The sequence below is a fragment of the Algoriphagus sp. AK58 genome (assembly GCF_014324365.1).
Lineage (GTDB): Bacteria > Bacteroidota > Bacteroidia > Cytophagales > Cyclobacteriaceae > Algoriphagus.
The window spans coordinates 111,139-129,268 of record NZ_QEIG01000001.1; the positions used below are offsets into that span (position 1 = coordinate 111,139).

The window sequence follows — 18,130 nt, forward strand, 5'->3', positions numbered from 1 at the left end:
ATTTTTTCTTTTTATAAAATTCACCCCTCAAAAAAACCTTTCTTTTTGGCATCTGCTTGATTTTTCCCTTCAATTAGAGCTTTTTAATCTTTTTCTGACTTTGATTCTATTTTGTAAAAATTGATCAATAGTTTCCCATCATTTCACCATACTGATTTGTTAGGGAAAATGATTTTAGGAAAAGGTGTTCAGTAATTTTATTCTTTTTATTTTGCAGATAGTCTGCCAAAAAAAGCATTTCAGTGGATCGCCCGATTTTCAACTTTCTTTTTGCTTTTTGTTTTCTAATGAGTTTGTTTCCTGCGTATCCACAGGGAACAGCTGTCGATAGTCTGCGGACTTTATTGCCTGAGCAAAAAGGGAAGCAGCGAATTGAGGTATTGAACCAATTGGCTACCGCCTTGCGTGAGAGTGATCAAAAGGCGGCATTTCAATATTCCAAAGAGGCTGATTCATTGGCGATTCTTCTTAAGGATACTTCTGCAAGAAGCCGGGCCTTGGAAAATATCGGCTGGATTTTTTACCGACAGGGTCAATGGCAGAAATCCTTTGAATATTCCAGCGAAGCCTACCGCTTAGCTTTTGAAATAGGGGATAAATTGCAGGCTGCTCGCTTGATGAATAATATGGGGGCGCTGTATTACGAGCAAACCAACTTTCCAAAAGCCATTGAGCAATTCAAGAAAGGGTATGAATTGGCCACTGAAGTGAATGATTTAGCCACGAGAATCCGAAGTTTGAATAATGTGGCGCTAAACTTTACCCAATCCGGTCAGCAGGATTCAGCGCTGTACTATGCCAAGATTTCACTGAGGCTTAATGAGGAAGCAGGATCGCCTTACCTTACTTCCTTTGCACATCGGGTCATCGGTGATGTGTTTTTGGCAAAGGGTAGCTATGATACTGCACAATATATTTTTAACCAATCCCTTGAAATGTCAAGGGCACAGGGTGTCAAATCCTTTGAAGCAGGTGTATTGCACAGGCTGGGGCATGCCTATCTCCTGGGAGGCAAGCTCAAGGAGGCGAAGGAAATCCTTCAATATTCGGTTGATTTTTGTGAGGAGAATAGCTTTCTGGATGAATTGTCAAAAAGCCATAAATACCTGAGTCAGGTGTATGAGCAAGAAGGCAATATCAATCAGGCTTTTTTTCACTTGAAGAATTATCAGTTTCTGAATGACTCCCTGGTAAATAAAACAAGTCGGGACAGACTAAGTCTGCTTCAAGGGATGTTTGAAGAGAATCTACAGATGTCCGAATTGGAACTTTTGAAAACCCAAAATGAGAATCAAGCTTATCGGCTGACTACATCAAGGAGATACATGCTGCTTTTTGCGCTGGGTTTTGCCTTGATCACCATTTTGGGCGTTAGATTGTATTTTCTAAACAGAAGTGTTCGAAAGACCAATCAAGATCTCCTGGATCATCAGAAAAGAATAGAGGAACAAAACCAGGTGTTGGAGAAGCAGTCCAAAGAGCTGTTGCTGATCAATGAAACCAAGAATAAGTTGTTTTCAATTCTTGGCCACGATTTGAGAGGGCCAGTGGGCCAGGTCAAATCGGTAATTGATATGCTGTTGGCAGGTCAATTGGATCAAAGCGATTTTGACGAACTTCTTTTTGCACTCAAGAAAGATATCGATTCGGTCAATTTCACGCTGAATAATACCCTACAGTGGTCCATGTCCCAAATGGAGGGCTTCACCATCAATCCATCAATTTTTGATCTGAGGATGGTCGTAGAGCATTCGCTATCCTTGTTAGATTCCTCCTTCAAGGAAAAAAATCTGACCATTTTTAATCAGATGGAATCTAAAGTGGAGGTATTTGCAGATCCAAATTTGATCGAAGTGGTCATCAGAAATGTACTGAACAATGCCACTAAATTTTCCAATTTCGGGGACGCCGTTACGATTTATTCAGAAACAGGGGAAGATTGGGTGCGACTGTGTATCCTTGACCAAGGAGTAGGAATGGCAAAGGAACAAATTGATGCGATCCTCTCCAGCTCTTATTCTTTAACTAAGTCGAGGCCCGGTACCCAAAAAGAAAAGGGTTCGGGATTAGGACTGCAGTTGTCCAAAGAATTTATTCGAAAAAACAAAGGCGATATCAGTATTGAAAGCAATCCCGGACATGGCACCAAATTCTGTATTCAACTTCCCAGGACTGCTTCAGTCTTTCAGAGCGACTCTGTCCAAAGCAATGAACTGTTGAAGGTCAAGTCCTGAATTTAGAATACCCAATTCCATCATTTTTTTCATGGAGTCTATCAGTTGACTTTTTGAAACTTCAGGTTCTGTACACCACTCGGTTTGGCTAAGCCATTTTTCTATTTCAGCAGGCGGAAGATCGTATTCTTTTCCAATCAGTTCGGAAAGGTTTTTTTGAGTCACCATTTTTTTTGAAAGTGAATAGAGGTAATCTCTCAGGTCAAAAATCACCTGCCCAAAATCTGCAATCGCTTTGTCTGAGGCAACCATCACGAAACATGGCCAAGGACTTGGAATTTCTCCTATTCGTCTCATCCTTCCTTTTTTCACCATCGGTGCGGTAGTGTATTTTTCCCATAGAAAAATCCCCTTACTTCCTTCAGCCATCGCTTTTTCGGCCCCCTCCATATTTCCCACCAGGTCAAAACTTAAGTCAGCCGGATTCCAATTTTCTCTTTTAGCCAATACCAAAGCCATCAAATGAGAACCTGAACCCATGCGGCTTACCAAGATTTTTTTCTCCTTCAGATCCGAAAGGGATTGAATGCTGGTATTGGAGCCCACATGGATTCCCCAGACTAAGGGTGAAATCACATGGTACCCGATCATTTTGGAAGGATTTCCTGCCTCTGCATCTTTCAGAAAACTCTCTGTGAGCAATAACGCCATATCTGTATCCCCATTTCTAAGATCCAGATTCATCTGTCCGGAGCCTCTGGATTCCTCTTTCCATTCGATTTGGATTCCTTGGTCCAGAAAAGGCTGCTGTTGACTCAGTAGGCGGAATGGATAATTGAAATGCTCGGGTACTCCGGTGATTCGAAGAGTTTTCATGGTTAGAGATTTCGGGTAAAAGTAAAAAGCCGAAGCTGAATTGCCCCGGCTTTTGGTAGGAAGTGGATAAAATCAATCGTGAGTGGCTTTCCGGTCTGTCACCAGCAGGTTGGAGAAACCTGCCAAGATCAACAGGGTACCGGCCAAGAGCATGGTATTGATCACGGCTTCTCCGAAAAGCAATTTGTAAAGGAAATTTACCCCGCCTAGAGAGGCTACGATTTGGGGAATGACAATAAACATATTGAAAATCCCCATGTAAACGCCCATTTTCTTTGGCTCCACAGAGCTGGAAAGCATGGCATAAGGCATGGAAAGGATACTGGCCCAAGCGATTCCTACCAGGGCAAAACACAGGTGGAGCATCCATGGCTCAGAAATAAAGTAGATCAAGATAAATCCCAGTCCTCCTGCGATGAGGCTGACCAGGTGCACCAGCCTTCGGTTGATTTTGATTTTGGAAGCTACAAAAGCTAAAATCAAAGCATAAAACATCGAAATCAAACCGTAGGTACCTAGGTAACTGCCCACACTGTCCGCTGCATTATTGTATGCTTCCGAGGTAGTGTCTGTTGCTCCAAAGATATGCTCTGTGATGGCAGGCGTGGCAAAGCTCCACATGGTGAAAAAGGCAAACCAGGAAAAAAACTGCACCAAACCCAGCTGCATCATCACCTTGGGCATGGAGGAGATGTTTTTTACGATTTCTTCAAATCCACTGAAAAAGCCTTTTTTGGCAGCTTTTTCCCGCTCAAATTCTTCCATGTCTTCCGGAGGATATTCATCCGTGGTCAGGATCGTGTAGAGGATGGAAGTAAACAAAACCAAAGCACCTATTCCAAAAGCATATTTGACGGAGTCTGGCACAACTCCCTCAGGTGCGGTATTGGGCACCCCGAGCTGTGTCATCAGCCAAGGAAGGTTGGAAGCGACCCAGGTACCGATTCCGATGATGAGTGTCTGCACTACAAATCCATAGGACCGTTGGGAATCCGGAAGTTTGTCTGCTACCAAAGCCCGGAAGGGTTCCATGGAAATGTTGATCGAAGCATCCAAAATCCAGAGTGCGCCGGCAGCCATCCAAAGTGCGGAAGAGTAAGGTGCAAAAAACAGGGCAATGGTGCTCAATACCGCCCCGATGAAGAAAAATGGCTTTCTTCTCCCAAATCGGGGATGCCAGGTTCGATCACTCAAATAGCCGACGATGGGTTGCACAAGCAAGCCGGTCAGAGGTGCTGCAATCCACAAAAAGGGGATGGCATCCTTGTCTGCACCTAGCGTCTGAAAGATTCTGGACATGAATCCGCCCTGCAGGGCAAATCCAAACTGAATTCCCAGAAACCCGAAACTCATGTTCCAGATCTGCCAGAAACTCAATCGCTTTTTTTCTTGGGTCATTTTGGGTGGTTAGGATAAAAGTGAGGGATAGATTAAAACAGATGGGTGATCACCAGTTCCTCAGCGGTATGAGGCAACTCAAGATAGGGCAAATTCTTGATTTCAAAGTATGGGTGGTGATGCTCAGGCAAGGGATCAAATTCGGTGAGTTTATCCAAAAACGCATAGTTGCCATGCTGTAGGGCATGGGATTTTCCATTGACCTGAACCGCGTGATTTTCAAATCCATGGAAATAGATTCTCAGTTTGGAATAGTGACTGGCCAAAGTCCCTGAGGCTTTTTCCAAGATCAGGGATTCCGAATCAGCTTTGTAGCGAATGCTTCTTCTGAAGTATTCATCCTTAAGGTATTCCCATCCCTCTCCCGCATCTTCATAGTAAAGGAATTCGGAGCCGGCGTTCCCCTTGTACACATGCAGGCGCAGCACTCCATCGTGATTATCTTCGGTGTGCTCTACGTCAGATTGCATGGCGAAAACCTCCCCGGCTTTCACATAGACAGGCAAATAATTTAAAGGAGAATCCTGATAAATCACCTGATTTCCCTGGTGCTTTTGATCCGAGTACAGGTAGTACCAATCGCCTTGGGGCAGGTAGACTTTGGTGATTTCTTTATAGCTCTCTACAGGCGCTACCAAAAAAGCGTCACAAAACAAATACTCATTTTGAAAGGCACTTTGGTAGATGGAGTCCTCTTTTGGATAGTGAACAGCCAGAGAAGCAGAGATAGGAAGACCGCTCTGGGTGCTGGAGTAAAACTTGCTGTAAATCGTAGGAAGTAGCCTGTATCTCAGCTTCATGTAATTTCGGCTGATTTCCTCTACTTCTTCTCCAAATGCCCAAGGTTCGGCATCGTTGCTGTTGATCATGGAGTGGGCACGGTAAAAGGGTGCAAAGGCACCGATACTCATCCATCGGGCAAATAGGCTTTTACTGGCTTCCCCTGCAAAGCCTCCCACATCGTATCCTGCAAAGGAAACACCGCTTAATCCCAAACTATTGACTAGGCGGATACCGGCCATCATGTGCTCTTCCGACGCTACATTATCCCCGGTCCAGGCTGCTGCATAGCGTTGGATTCCGGAAAAACCTGAGCGGGTCAATACAAAAGGCCTTTTATCAGGATTTTGCAAGGCTGCCCCTTCCTGAGCACTGCGTGCCATCTGCATTCCATAGATGTTTCGGGCTTTCCTATGGGAAGCTCCTTCGCCATCGTAGTCAAACTCGATCAGGTTGGGCGTAAACTGTCCCCAAGAAGCCGGCTCGTTCATATCTGTCCAGAAGCCATCGACTCCTGCTTCGGTGTAAAAGGCCATTTTTTCGGCCCACCAGGTTCTGGTTTCGGCTTTGGTAAAGTCAGGAAAGGCGCACCAGCCCGGCCACACTTGGGCTTCGTAAGTTTTTCCATCGGGATAGTTGACGAAAAGTCCCTTTTCCATTCCTTCTTCGTAAGGAAGGTACCCTTTTTGGGTTTTGATCCCCGGATCCATGATTACGACCACTTTGAATCCTTTTTCTTTGAGTCGGGAGATCATGGCTTTGGCATTGGGGAATTTTTCGCCGTCAAAGGTGAATACCTTATATGCCTCCATATGGTGAATGTCCAGATAGATGACGTCTGCGGGCATCTTTTTGTCACGGAATCCCTGTGCTACCGCATAGACTTCTGATTCCGGGTAGTAAGAATAGCGGCATTGCTGAAAGCCTAAGGCCCATTTGGGAGGCATTTGCATGCGTCCTGTCAGCCAAGTGTAGGAAGAGATGATTTCGGCCATAGTCGGTTGATGGAAAAAGTAATAATCCATGTCCCCATCCTCAGCACTGAAGTATATAAAGCGATTGGTTGATGCCCCGAAATTGAATACGGTCTTGTGGGTATTGTCAAAAAAGATCCCATAACTGCCTTGATCATGGGTTCCCAAGTAAAAAGGAATACTCATGTAAAGTGGATCATCTCCGACTCCATAAGCAAAATAGTCTGTGTTCCAGTTGGTATAGGCTTTTCCGAATCGGTTGAGATTTCCGGTTTTCTCTCCCAGTCCCACGAATTTCTCATTTTTCTGTACTTCCTTGTAGGCGGTCACTTCGGTTCCGATCCAAGAGATTCCCATGGAGTCATCCCGATTAAGGAGATTGCCTTTTTTATCAAAAAATGAAAGACAAAATCTTTCCAGATCTACCTCCAATCGGATCAAGGCCGTGGTAACGGCGAGGATATTTCCTGCTTCTGAGATATCGAATTTGGTGGAAAGGGGAGAGGAGATAACTGAATAGGGATTGGATTCAAATTGCTCATGAAGGCTTGCTTGTACTCGGATGATTCCATCCTGATAAACGGTCAATCTGAAATTCCCTAAGGTGGTTTTTCCCTCAATTCCCGATCGGTTGGATTTCCACTCGAGAACTTCTCCTAAAGAAGTATTCCGAGAAGAATTTTTGGTGTTTTTGGAAGCCGGATTAGCGTGATTCATTCTCTGCTTGGTTGAAAATTCCCTAAGGAACCCCGCTAAATTAGGAACGAAAGTGAATCTTAAAAATCCCTCAAAATGAAGCAGGAGGCCAGTTTTCTAAAGGGTGAAGAAGTAAAACCCTTTGAATTTTAAAATTTGCCCTATTCAAACGTTTGCAATCAAAAGGCTCCAAATCTCAAAAAAAATCAAACTTTTTCTAATCTGACCGAAGATTTTCTAACCAAAAGCTCGGTTTCCAGTACGACGGACTTGTTAAAATCTTCCGGGTTGATTTTTTTCTCGATCAGATCCAGCAAAATGTCCGTGGCTTTTGCGCCAATCCGGAAGCCCGGTTGTGCTACGGAAGTCAAGCTTGGATCGATCATCGAGCAAAACTGCCAATTGCTGAATCCCACAATTCCGATCTGATCCGGGACTTTCAGTCCGGCGGCTTTGCAGGCCATCATAGCTCCGACTGCCGCCATGTCATTGTTACCGAAAAATGCATCCGGCTTGGGAGAAAGGGTATTTAAGAGATGGGTGGTAATTTTCTGAGCCTCCTCATCGGTACGGCTTTCCACGATGTAGTCGGGATTAATTTCGATACCATATTGGGTTAATGCATCCTTATATCCCCTGATCCGCTCCTGAGAAATCTTCAGGTTGGACGGTCCTGCCAGGTGGACAATACGGGAATATCCCTGTAGAATCAGGTGTTTGGTGGCTTCATACGCACCGGAATAATCGTCCACCACTACATGGATGGCACCATCGATCTCGGGAACCCGATCGAAAAACACGATCGGGTAGCCCCGATCCAGAAGCGTGGAAAAATGTTCAAAATCGGTAGTCTCTTTGGAATAGCTCACCAAAAAACCGTCGATTTGATTGGCCAGCATGGTGTCGATACTGGATTTTTCCCTGGCCAGTTTCTCATTGGTCTGCGTGAGAATGACGTTATATCCTCTGGCAAAGGCCACTTCTTCGATCCCACTGATGACTGTGGAAAAGAAAAAATGAACCACTTCGGGAATGATTACGCCTATCGTAAATGAGCGGCTCTTTCTGAGAGAAAGGGCAATGGCATTTGGGCGGTAATTTAGCTTATCCGCCATCTCTTTCACCTTCTTTTTGGTCTCTTCACTGATTCCAGGGTAATCCTTGAGTGCTCTTGAAACAGTGGAGGAGGAGACATTGAGTTCCCTCGCTATATCCTTGATGGTGGCTTGTTCTAGCTTCATTAAAAATTATACTTTTCCTAGAATGAACTATAATGGTATTTGGAATGGCTCTTTACAGGGAGCGCAATCGATTTTAAATCTACTTTTTCAATTTAATGACAAAGAAAGGATTAATGGTTAAAAAAAGTTTTTAAATGCAAACGTTACCGCAAACGTCTGCATTAAATTTTTCTTAATAGGCTCGTTTTCGAGTATTGCATCCCTTGACTTAGGTTTATATGTTGACTTGAAATAGTTCTGATTCATTTCGGTTTTTTCGACATGGTGAAGAATATTATTGTATTTATCAAACAATAAATAAAACTATTTCAATTAAAACAACAACTCAAGTAAACTCAAAACACTATGAAAAAATTTCGACACTTGGGATGGGTAGCCGCAATCCTTCCCGCGGTTTTTGCCTGTGACAACTACGAGATGCCACCGATTATCCCACAGACTGGTTCTAACATTACCAATCCTGCCAATGGTACAGCTATTGTCCTAGAAAAAGACGGTGCAGAAGAAGCCACCCTTGAATTTACGCTGACTGCGGCAGATTTTGGTACGGAGGGAGTATCCAAATATGAATTGGAGATGGATCTTCCTGCAGCCAATTTTTCCGCACCGGTAAAGCTCGGGGAGACTGACACTAATTTTATTGAAGTAAACGTCGCCGAATTGAATGAGGCTTTGTTGGCCAAAGGTCTTGCTTTTGAGGTCGCCTCAGACGTGGCTTTTCGCGTGAAAGCTACCTTTGATCAGCCGATGTCACCTATTTATGGAGAGACCTTGACCTTGAAAGTTACTCCATACGATGCCACCGTGGCCTTCCCCGTGATGCATGTTCCGGGAGACTATCAGGGTTGGGATCCTTCCAATCTTATGACCGTTCTTTATTCCGAAAACTTTGACAATAAGTTTAAGGGGGTTGTTCATATCATTGGAGGCTCCAGAGAGTTCAAGTTTACGGAAGGTCCAAACTGGGATGTCAACTATGGAGATACCGGAGCTAACAATACCCTTGATCGTGATGGAGACAATATCAAAGTAGCTGCTGACGGAACCTACGAAATCAATGTGGACTTGACGGCCAAAACCTACACCATCGGTGCAGTGAAGCGATGGGGAATAGTAGGAAGTGCCACTGCAGGTGGTTGGGATGCCGATACTCCAATGAATGCATTTGACAAGGCTACCAATTCGCTCAAAATCACCACAGATCTCAAAGCCGGTGAGTTTAAATTTAGAGCCAACAACAATTGGGATAATAACTTTGGAGGAAGCAATGGTGAATTAACCGCAGGCGGTCCAAACATTGCAGTAGCCTCCGCAGGTAACTATACCATTACGCTTTTCTTTGGTCCGGAAGGAATAGCAACTTACACTTTGGTGAAAAACTAGTTTTGAATCACACTTAGATTCATCCTTGATGGAGACAGCCGGTATTTGGAGATGTGCCAAATTCCGGTTGTTTTCATAACTAAGTCCCTATGAAAAAAAATCCACTGTTTTTCTTAAGCCTGGTTTTTGGAATATTTTTCGTTTTCCAAGCTGGAGCACAGGTTACTACCGAACCGGCAATTCCAAATGCAGGGGCCCCGGTCAAGATCATTTACGATGCATCCAAAGGAACCACCGGCCTCAGGGATTGTAACTGTGATGTGTACATTCACATTGGTGCAGTTACGGGAGGTCCTACCTCTACCACGTGGACGATAGTGCCGTTTCAATGGGGCACCGCCAACTCGGCTGCGAAAATGACCCCTGTGACGGGACAGCCCAATATTTATACCTTCGAACTCACACCCAACACCTTTTTCAATAATCCCAACAATCTGACGATCTATCGATTGGGAATGGTCTTCAGAAATGCCGATGGCAGTAAGGAAGGAAAAACCGGTACCAATTCAGACTTTTTTGTTGATTTAGCCCAAGGATTTGACATCTCATTTACTGCTCCCCAAGGCACAGGTTCAGTGTCCCTGGCAGTGGGAGAGACGTATGAATTTAAGGCAGCTTCCTCTGAGGCAGCCGACTTGAGTTTTGAATTGGATGGGGTAAAAGTAGCTGAGGCAAAAAATACCCAAGCCATCAATTATACCTTTTCAGCGACTCAAGCAGGGAACTTTAACCTTGTGGCAAAAGCGGTAAAAGGAGACAATGAAGATACTCAGTCCCTTTCCATTGTGGTTTTTGCGCCGTCGGAGACCGCCGCTTTGCCTGCTGGTGCCCGATTGGGAATCAATTACCTCTCGGATACCGAAGTGATTTTAGCCCTTCAGGCGCCCGGAAAAAGCATCGTTCATGTGATCGGTGATTTCAATGACTGGAAGGTGCTGCCCGAGTACCAAATGAAACGAACTCCGGATAAAGAGATTTTTTGGCTGAAAATTTCCGGTCTCGTAGCCCGGCAGGAATATATTTTTCAATACTTGGTCGATGGAGACATCCGTATCGGTGATCCGTATGCGGATAAGACTTCCGACCCGTTCAACGATCAGGAAATCATCACCCAAAACCGTTATCCCGGACTGAAGCCTTATCCCGCCGGAAAAACAGAATTTCAGGCTACCTACTTGCAGACAGGACAGACTCCCTACGCTTGGAAAAATCCAACCTATACCAGACCCAAACCGGAGGAATTGGTGGTTTATGAGCTGTTGGTTCGTGATTTCGATGAAAAAAGAACCTATCAGGCAGTCATTGATCGGCTTGATTACCTAAAAGAATTAGGCATCAATGCCATCGAATTGATGCCGGTAGGCGAGTTTGAAGGAAACCTTTCCTGGGGATACAATCCTTCTTTTTTCTTTGCTCCTGACAAATATTACGGCACCAAGAATGACCTCAAAAGACTGATCGATGAAGCCCACGGAAAGGGGATGGTGGTGATCCTGGACATGGTGCTCAACCATGCCTTTGGACAAAATCCCATGGTGAGGCTCTACAACGATGGAGATTACGGTGCTCCGACGGAAGACAATCCATGGTTTAATCGGGTGGCGAAGCATCCCTTCAATGTGGGCTATGATTTCAATCACGAGAGCAAATACACTCAGGCGTTTGTGGATTCAGTCAATAATTATTGGTTGACGGAATACAAGGTCGATGGCTTCCGATTTGACCTTTCCAAAGGATTTACCCAGGTAAATTCAGGGGACAATGTGAATTTTTGGTCCCAATATGACCCCTCCAGAATTAAAATCTGGAAACACATCTATGATCGGATCAAAGCCAACCACCCTGAAGCCTATGTGATCCTGGAGCATCTTTCAGCCAACGATGAAGAGAAGGAATTGGCTGACTATGGCATGATGCTTTGGGGAAATATCAATTTTGATTTCCGGGAAATGGCTAAGGGTCAAAACAAGAATTTTGACTACGCCTATTACAAAACCAGGTCTTGGGCCAAAAATGGCCTTATCGCCTACATGGAGTCTCATGATGAAGAGCGGGTGATGTGGGAGACGTTGAATTTTGGTGCCACCTCTCCGGTCAATCTCAAGAACCTGGAAAATGCGGTCAACAGAAATCAACTGCTCACCGCATTTTATTTCGGAATTCCGGGACCCAAAATGCTCTGGCAATTCGGGGAGTTTGGTTACGACTTGGAGCTAAACAATGATCGATTGGGCATCAAGCCTACCCGCTGGAATTACCTGGACAATCCAGAGCGTCAACGATTGTTCAAACTCTACCAGCAGATGATCAAGCTGAAAAAAGAGCATGCGGTATTCAACAATCCGGAGAAGACTACCTTGAATCTCAGCGCAGCCATCAAATCCATCCTCTTGGAGCACCCCGATTTGGACGTGGTGATGCACGGTAATTTTGGGTTGAATACAGCCAGTAATGTGACAGTAACCTTCTCCAAAACGGGCAAATGGTACAACTACTTTACAGGCGAAGAAATCACCGTGTCAAGTACGAGTTATTCCATGAGCTTCAGGCCCAACGAATTGGTCCTTTTTACCAGCAAAAAGCTTCCTGTTCCGGAAAAAGGCATTTTGCAGGAAGACTTTGTGACCTCGATTCCTGAAGTGGAACCTGCCGGAGATTTTAAAATCTATCCTAATCCAGCCACACATTCGCTTACCGTGGAGCTACCCAAAGGAATGACCGAGGCCAATTACAGGGTGGTGGATATGGCAGGAAGAGTGGTGTTTGACGGACAGGGCAGGATAGAAGATCAGATTTTAGGATTTGACCTAAGCGGAATTAAGGCAGGGATTTATATCTTTGAGGCGTTTGACAACAAGCGGGTGCTGCATCAGCGCTTTATTAAGAGATAACCAAACCTAACTCAAACTATGAAATTTAAACCTGGAGTAAAGTACGGGGAAGAGCTCAGAGATCTTTATGCCTATGCAAAAGAGAATGAATTCGCTTATCCGGCAGTCAATGTGATCGGTACCAATTCGGTAAATGCGGTGTTGGAAACTGCCAAAAAAGTAAACTCTCCTGTCATTATTCAATTTTCAAATGGAGGCGCTCAGTTTTTCGCTGGCAAAAGCCTACCTAACGACAAGCAGCAGGCAAGTATAGCCGGGGGTATTTCCGGTGCACACCATGTACATCAGATGGCAGAAGCTTATGGGGTTCCGGTAATTTTGCACACCGACCATGCGGCCTTGAAATTACTTCCTTGGATCGATGGTTTGCTGGAAGCTGGTAAAGCATTCTATGCCGTGCACAAAAGACCGCTCTTCAGTTCGCACATGCTAGACCTCTCTGAAGAACCGCTTCAAGAGAATATCGAGATTTCTGCCAAGTATTTCACCGAATTCACCAAGCTGGACATGGCCATCGAGATCGAACTCGGCGTGACCGGTGGGGAAGAAGACGGGGTGGACAATACCGACGTGGATTCTTCCAGACTATATACCCAGCCTTCTGAGGTGGCATACGCCTACGAGCACCTGAAGAAAATCGGAGACCTGTTTACCATTGCAGCTTCGTTTGGTAACGTTCACGGCGTGTATAAGCCAGGAAACGTAAGTCTGAAGCCAATTATTCTGAAGAATTCTCAGGACTATGTGAATGAGAAATTCGGTACTACCGGCAAGCCCTTGAACTTTGTGTTCCACGGAGGTTCCGGTTCTTCTGTAGAAGAAATCAGGGAGGCCAACAGCTATGGTTCGATCAAGATGAACATCGACACCGACATGCAATGGGCGATGTGGGAAGGCATCCTGAACTACTACAAGAAAAATGAAGCCTATCTGCAAGGCCAATTGGGAAATCCGGAAGGTCCTGATAGTCCAAATAAGAAATATTACGATCCACGCGTGTGGTTGAGAAAAGGCGAAGAGAACTTTGTGAAGCGTCTCGAACTCGCCTTTGACATGCTCAATGCCGTGGGAAGAAACTAAGTTGCTTACCATTTACCCAACCTGAAAAAGTCACTTGTCATGGGTGACTTTTTCTTTTCCCAGAATAAACATGAACAAAACCCTGATCGCAAGTACTTTGGCAACCCTGTCAATTTTGGCTGCCTGCCAGTCCAAACCTACTCCTGAAGTCAAAAACTACTGGCCTCAAGCCGGGATCACCTACGAGATCTTTGTTCAATCCTTTCATGATTCGAATGGAGACGGAATCGGTGACTTCAATGGCGTGACCCAAAAGCTGGATTACATCAAAGAGCTCGGCGCCAATGCGATCTGGTTTATGCCCATCATGCCTTCCCCAACCTATCACAAGTACGATGTGACCGACTACAAGGCCGTGCATCCGGACTATGGTACGATGGATGATTTCAAAAAACTACTTGAGGAAGCCCACAAGCGGGACATCAAGATCGTGATCGACATGATCATCAATCACACTTCCACGGAGCATCCCTGGTTTCAAGCCTCCAAATCCGGTCGTGACAATGAGTTTCGGGATTACTACGTATGGGCTCAAAAGGATACCATCGCGGCCTTTCTGGACAAAAAAGTCATAACCCTCGACTCAGACAATATCCGTCAGTGGCATGACCCGGGACAGGGGGAGGATTACTACTATGGCTTTTTCTGGGGTGGCATGCCAGATTTGAACTTTGACCATCCCAAAGTGAGGGAAGAAATCTACGAGATTGGCCGGTTTTGGCTGGAAGAGGTAGGCGTAGACGGGTTCCGATTGGATGCGGCCAAGCATATTTTTCCGGATGACCGACCCTTGGACAATCATGCCTTCTGGAAGGAATTCCGTCAGAAGATGGAAGCCATCAAGCCCGATGTGTACTTGGTAGGTGAGGTCTATGACAAAAAGGAAATCGTGGCGCCCTATCTGCCCGGACTGCCTGCCTTGTTTAACTTCGACTTTCACTACACCCTGATCGAATCCCTGAATTCTGCCGATGGGCAGTTGCTGTTGCAAAAGCAAAAAGAGGTCTTGGACTTTTACCAAGGCATCACGCCCAACTTTATCGATGCGACTTTTTCTTCCAATCACGATCAACCCAGATTGCTGAATGACCTGAAGGAAGATCCAGCCAAATACAAACAGGCCAGTGCCATCCTGCTGACCATGCCCGGAGCGCCTTACCTCTATTATGGGGAAGAAATCGGGATGTTGGGATTGAAGCCGGACGAGCATATCCGGGAGCCATTTCTTTGGGAGGTGAAAGAGAAAGACGGGGGTAGAGCGTCCTGGATCGAATCCAAATACAGCACGGATGCCACGGTGACTCCACTTGAAGCACAGCGAAAGGATCCGAACAGCTATTTCAACCATTACAAAAGCCTGATTGCGCTCAGGAATTCCTATCCCGCCTTGGCGGTGGGCAGCTTGGTACTGAGCGAGACAGCCTATCCCAAGGAGATCATGGCCTATCACCGAAAGACTGCCGAACAGGAACTCTTCATCGTTCACAACGTCGGAGGGACTGGGTCTGAAATCGACCTTCCCGAGGGATTTGATACTGCATTTTTCACCTTGGGGAAAGGAGAAGTTCAATCCGGGAAACTGAACCTGGGAGCGAATTCCAGTATAGTTTTGAGCAAGTAAAAACAGAAGAGGCCCGATGTTGTGATGTGCCCCCAAAAAGTTAGACACTTTATGGGGGCATTTTCATGCGAAAAAACAAGAAACACGAGTTTGAATTTTACCAAAATCAGGATGATAAGGTAAAGACTAAGATTCAATACGTTTTTGAATTGATAAAACAAGTGGAGAGGGTGCCGGAGAAGTTCCTTAAGCATTTGGAAGGAACAGAAGGGTTGTTTGAAATAAGAGTGGAATACCAATCAAATATTTATAGTCCCGATATCTATCGGGATCTGCTGCTTTGATGAAGGAAGGCTGGTAGTTCTTTTCAATGGATTTCAAAAAAAGACCCAAAAGACTCCAAAAAATGAACTAGAGAAAGCAGAAAGATTAATGAAGGAATATTTACAATCAAAGCAATAAGATCATGAAGGATTATAGCAAAGTCAAAACATTTGATGAGCTGATTGAGCTGGAGCATGGGAAAATAGGTAGTGAAAGCAGGAATAAGTATGAAGAAAATGCCCAAATGTTCATCATCAGCGAAATGCTGAAAGAGGCAAGAAAGGAAGCAAATCTGACCCAAGAGCAATTAGCGGAGAAAGCAGGAACAAAGAAAAGCTATATCTCAAAATTGGAAAATGGAAAAGGAAATATCCAATTGTCAACCTTGATCCGGATTTTTGAGCAAGGATTGAACAAAAGAATTGGATTAACCTTCCTTTAATCTCGGAAAGATTGAATCTGCCAAAATCACTATTTTAAAAGTATCGATTTGGAGCTAATTCGAGTGTGGTGTTGAACAAGTAAAAATAGGAAGAGGCTGTCTTAAAAGGACTGTTTGTCACATGAATGCCCCTTGATGAGACAGCCTCTTTTTTATTTTTTTTCGGAAAAGTTGCTGTTTGATTTAGTTGATTCGCCGAACTTTTTTAGATTTAAGACAAGGGCAAAAGGAAAAAGGCAGGGTGGCGAATTTTTGGGATTTTCCGGGTAGGCCCAGGGCTGATCAGCCAATCGAAATTCTTTAAAGCAAATTTTTACCATGAGCAAAAATCAATTCAGAAATACCCGCCACTACTGCGTAAGGCATACAAATGGGCTTGCCTTACGCAGTAATTGCGTAAGCACAAACGTTGGCGTTCAGGCAAATGAGTAAGTCCATAAACGACAATAAAAACGAATTAAATAAAACTACAATGACAAAAAAAATCTGTTTATTCAATCATAAAGGTGGAGTTAGTAAGACAACAACGTCATACAATCTTGCTTGGAAACTTGCAAGAACCGGGAAAAAAGTAATAATGGTTGACGCTGATCCGCAATGTAACTTAACGGGATTGGTATTAGGTGAGGATTTTGACAATTATTATATCAACAGACCAAATGACAATTTAAAAGCGGGAATTGCCCCTGCATTTGAAGCGACACCAATTCCATTGGCACCAATTGATTGTTATCAAATACCTGAAAATGAAAATTTGTATTTAGTTGCAGGACATATTGCTTTGTCTGAATATGAAGTGCCACTGAGTATTGCGCATCAACTTTCAAATACAATACCTACTTTAAAGAATTTGCCTGGCGCAATGAATAGTTTTTTTGAATTGGTATCTGCAAAATACAATGCTGATTATTTAATTATTGATATGAACCCAAGCCTGAGTTCAATAAATCAAAACCTTTTTTGTCTATCTGATTATTTTTTGGTTCCAACCTCACCCGATTATTTTTCAGTAATGGCAATTAACTCATTAAGCGGTGTTTTGCCTAAATGGGAAAAATGGGCGAAAATGGCGAGGGTTGCATTTAGCGATAGCTCATATCCTTTCCCCACAACATCAACAAAGTTTTTAGGAACAATTGTGCAAAATTTTACAATTAGGAATGGAGAACCATCTGAAGCATTTCAAAAATGGATTGACGAAGTTGCAACCGCAGTTACCACATCACTTATTCCCGCTATTTCACTAGAGGGTATGTTGCTAGATGCAAGTAAATACAAAGCAAACCAAGCAACGGAAGGTTACTGTTTAGCAAAAATCCCAAGCTTTTCAGGGCTTATTCCGCGTTCACAAAGAGGAAGAATTCCTGTTTATGAAGTCCCTGACAATATGCTTGGCGTTGGTACTGTATTAGAACAATACAAGATTATTCGTGATAGATTTTTAGTGGTGTTCAACACTCTTGCAGATGACGTTGAAAATATGACGAATTAATGAATCAGGCATTTTTACAATTTTTGACGAACATAGAAGAAGTTAGAAAAACGCACCTGATTTCAACAAGTATTAATGTGCCTACATCTTCTATTGTTGATACAAGCCCAATTCTCCGTTCTTGTATCGTATTAAGCGTAAGTGCCATTGACCACTTAATTCACGAGCTTGCAATTATTGGAATGTGCGAAATTTTCAATGGAACAAGAGTTGTAACAACCAAGTATAATGACTTCAATGTTACATTAGGATTTATGAGTTCAATTTTCGCTGTTCCACCTCTTGTTACATTTGAATCAGAAATTAGAAGAAGACTTGGGTGGCAAACATTTCAAAGGCCAGACAAAATTAAAGACGCTATTGCTTTATTCAACTCAATACAACTTTGGCAACAAGTTTCACTAACAATGGCAGACACAGAACAAAATATTAAAAACCGTTTAAACCTGATTGTTGATAGACGAAATATGATTGCTCACGAAGCGGATATTGAACCAGTTTACAAAACGAAAAGAACAATAAGTAATGCAGACGTTGCAGGAACTATAGATTTTATTGAAAAATTAGGAACGATAATTTATAACCTTGTGAAGTAAATGCCCGACCGCTAACAGGCGTTTGGCTCAATGGCGTGTAACGTGGTTAATAGAGCATTCTACCTCGCATAAACTTTTGTGGTGTATTGACAGTTTTGTGCTCCGAAATCCGCCTCTGCGCCAAGGGCCAAACCGTTTGAAATCATCCTAAAAGACAACAAGCCCGACATAAAACGGATAGAAAATTGAAAAACAAGCCACCGCTTCAGCAAAATCAAAAGA

General features: G+C 43.9%; 14 protein-coding genes. 10 read left to right on the forward strand and 4 right to left on the reverse strand.

Features of this window, described 5'->3' with window-relative positions:
• Positions 1–287 precede the first annotated feature (287 nt).
• Entirely contained in the window at positions 288–2,234 is a 1,947-nt protein-coding gene (locus DDT91_RS00475; protein WP_187174152.1) for a tetratricopeptide repeat-containing sensor histidine kinase, read from the forward strand.
• Here the strand turns inward: DDT91_RS00475 and DDT91_RS00480 are convergent.
• From DDT91_RS00480 to DDT91_RS00495, 4 genes are all read right to left on the reverse strand, one after another.
• Positions 2,178–3,050: an ABC transporter substrate-binding protein gene (locus DDT91_RS00480; RefSeq protein ID WP_187174153.1), complete on the reverse strand. Its 873-nt coding sequence runs from the start codon at positions 3,048–3,050 to the stop codon at positions 2,178–2,180. The two genes, DDT91_RS00475 and DDT91_RS00480, sit on opposite strands and share 57 nt — an antisense overlap.
• A gap of 72 nt (positions 3,051–3,122) precedes the next feature.
• Complete coding sequence (locus DDT91_RS00485) at positions 3,123–4,448, reverse strand: MFS transporter (protein WP_255501982.1); 1,326 nt, start codon at positions 4,446–4,448, stop codon at positions 3,123–3,125.
• Positions 4,449–4,480: 32 nt separating this feature from the next.
• Positions 4,481–6,919, reverse strand: a complete 2,439-nt coding sequence (locus DDT91_RS00490; RefSeq protein ID WP_187174154.1) for a glycoside hydrolase family 31 protein — start codon at positions 6,917–6,919, stop codon at positions 4,481–4,483.
• 185 nt (positions 6,920–7,104) lie between these two features.
• Positions 7,105–8,139, reverse strand: a complete 1,035-nt coding sequence (locus DDT91_RS00495; RefSeq protein ID WP_187174155.1) for a LacI family DNA-binding transcriptional regulator — start codon at positions 8,137–8,139, stop codon at positions 7,105–7,107.
• A 345-nt stretch (positions 8,140–8,484) separates the two neighbouring features.
• Between DDT91_RS00495 and DDT91_RS00500 the strand changes: the two genes are divergently transcribed.
• The 9 genes from DDT91_RS00500 to DDT91_RS00535 all read left to right on the forward strand — a co-directional run bounded on the left by DDT91_RS00500 (position 8,485) and on the right by DDT91_RS00535 (position 17,908).
• Positions 8,485–9,522, forward strand: a complete 1,038-nt coding sequence (locus DDT91_RS00500; RefSeq protein WP_187174156.1) for a SusE domain-containing protein — start codon at positions 8,485–8,487, stop codon at positions 9,520–9,522.
• 89 nt (positions 9,523–9,611) lie between these two features.
• Positions 9,612–12,413 carry an alpha-amylase family glycosyl hydrolase gene (locus tag DDT91_RS00505; protein WP_187174157.1) on the forward strand — a complete coding sequence of 934 codons (2,802 nt, stop codon included), beginning with the start codon at positions 9,612–9,614 and terminating at the stop codon, positions 12,411–12,413.
• A gap of 18 nt (positions 12,414–12,431) precedes the next feature.
• Positions 12,432–13,493 carry a class II fructose-bisphosphate aldolase gene (gene fbaA, locus DDT91_RS00510; protein ID WP_187174158.1) on the forward strand — a complete coding sequence of 354 codons (1,062 nt, stop codon included), beginning with the start codon at positions 12,432–12,434 and terminating at the stop codon, positions 13,491–13,493.
• A gap of 70 nt (positions 13,494–13,563) precedes the next feature.
• Complete coding sequence (locus DDT91_RS00515; protein WP_187174159.1) at positions 13,564–15,114, forward strand: alpha-amylase family glycosyl hydrolase; 1,551 nt, start codon at positions 13,564–13,566, stop codon at positions 15,112–15,114.
• A 65-nt stretch (positions 15,115–15,179) separates the two neighbouring features.
• Positions 15,180–15,398, forward strand: coding sequence for a hypothetical protein (locus DDT91_RS20545; RefSeq protein WP_255501983.1), 219 nt, complete (start codon positions 15,180–15,182; stop codon positions 15,396–15,398).
• A gap of 10 nt (positions 15,399–15,408) precedes the next feature.
• Positions 15,409–15,516 carry a type II toxin-antitoxin system RelE/ParE family toxin gene (locus DDT91_RS20550; RefSeq protein ID WP_255501986.1) on the forward strand — a complete coding sequence of 36 codons (108 nt, stop codon included), beginning with the start codon at positions 15,409–15,411 and terminating at the stop codon, positions 15,514–15,516.
• Between the two features lie 4 nt (positions 15,517–15,520).
• Positions 15,521–15,820: a helix-turn-helix domain-containing protein gene (locus tag DDT91_RS00525; RefSeq protein WP_009033879.1), complete on the forward strand. Its 300-nt coding sequence runs from the start codon at positions 15,521–15,523 to the stop codon at positions 15,818–15,820.
• A gap of 424 nt (positions 15,821–16,244) precedes the next feature.
• Positions 16,245–17,312, forward strand: a complete 1,068-nt coding sequence (locus DDT91_RS00530) for a ParA family protein (protein WP_222718567.1) — start codon at positions 16,245–16,247, stop codon at positions 17,310–17,312.
• Positions 17,312–17,908, forward strand: coding sequence for a HEPN domain-containing protein (locus DDT91_RS00535; protein ID WP_187174160.1), 597 nt, complete (start codon positions 17,312–17,314; stop codon positions 17,906–17,908). Before DDT91_RS00530 ends, DDT91_RS00535 begins: the two co-directional genes overlap by 1 nt.
• Positions 17,909–18,130: the final 222 nt, after the last annotated feature.

Bases quoted from the DNA above. Each gene is read 5' to 3' on its own strand.
- DDT91_RS00475 (WP_187174152.1), top strand. From the start codon at position 288: ATGAGTTTGTTTCCTGCGTATCCACAGGGAACAGCTGTCGATAGTCTG.
- DDT91_RS00480 (WP_187174153.1), bottom strand. From the start codon at position 3,050: ATGAAAACTCTTCGAATCACCGGAGTACCCGAGCATTTCAATTATCCA.
- DDT91_RS00485 (WP_255501982.1), bottom strand. From the start codon at position 4,448: ATGACCCAAGAAAAAAAGCGATTGAGTTTCTGGCAGATCTGGAACATG.
- DDT91_RS00490 (WP_187174154.1), bottom strand. From the start codon at position 6,919: ATGAATCACGCTAATCCGGCTTCCAAAAACACCAAAAATTCTTCTCGG.
- DDT91_RS00495 (WP_187174155.1), bottom strand. From the start codon at position 8,139: ATGAAGCTAGAACAAGCCACCATCAAGGATATAGCGAGGGAACTCAAT.
- DDT91_RS00500 (WP_187174156.1), top strand. From the start codon at position 8,485: ATGAAAAAATTTCGACACTTGGGATGGGTAGCCGCAATCCTTCCCGCG.
- DDT91_RS00505 (WP_187174157.1), top strand. From the start codon at position 9,612: ATGAAAAAAAATCCACTGTTTTTCTTAAGCCTGGTTTTTGGAATATTT.
- fbaA (WP_187174158.1), top strand. From the start codon at position 12,432: ATGAAATTTAAACCTGGAGTAAAGTACGGGGAAGAGCTCAGAGATCTT.
- DDT91_RS00515 (WP_187174159.1), top strand. From the start codon at position 13,564: ATGAACAAAACCCTGATCGCAAGTACTTTGGCAACCCTGTCAATTTTG.
- DDT91_RS20545 (WP_255501983.1), top strand. From the start codon at position 15,180: ATGCGAAAAAACAAGAAACACGAGTTTGAATTTTACCAAAATCAGGAT.
- DDT91_RS00525 (WP_009033879.1), top strand. From the start codon at position 15,521: ATGAAGGATTATAGCAAAGTCAAAACATTTGATGAGCTGATTGAGCTG.
- DDT91_RS00530 (WP_222718567.1), top strand. From the start codon at position 16,245: ATGAGTAAGTCCATAAACGACAATAAAAACGAATTAAATAAAACTACA.
- DDT91_RS00535 (WP_187174160.1), top strand. From the start codon at position 17,312: ATGAATCAGGCATTTTTACAATTTTTGACGAACATAGAAGAAGTTAGA.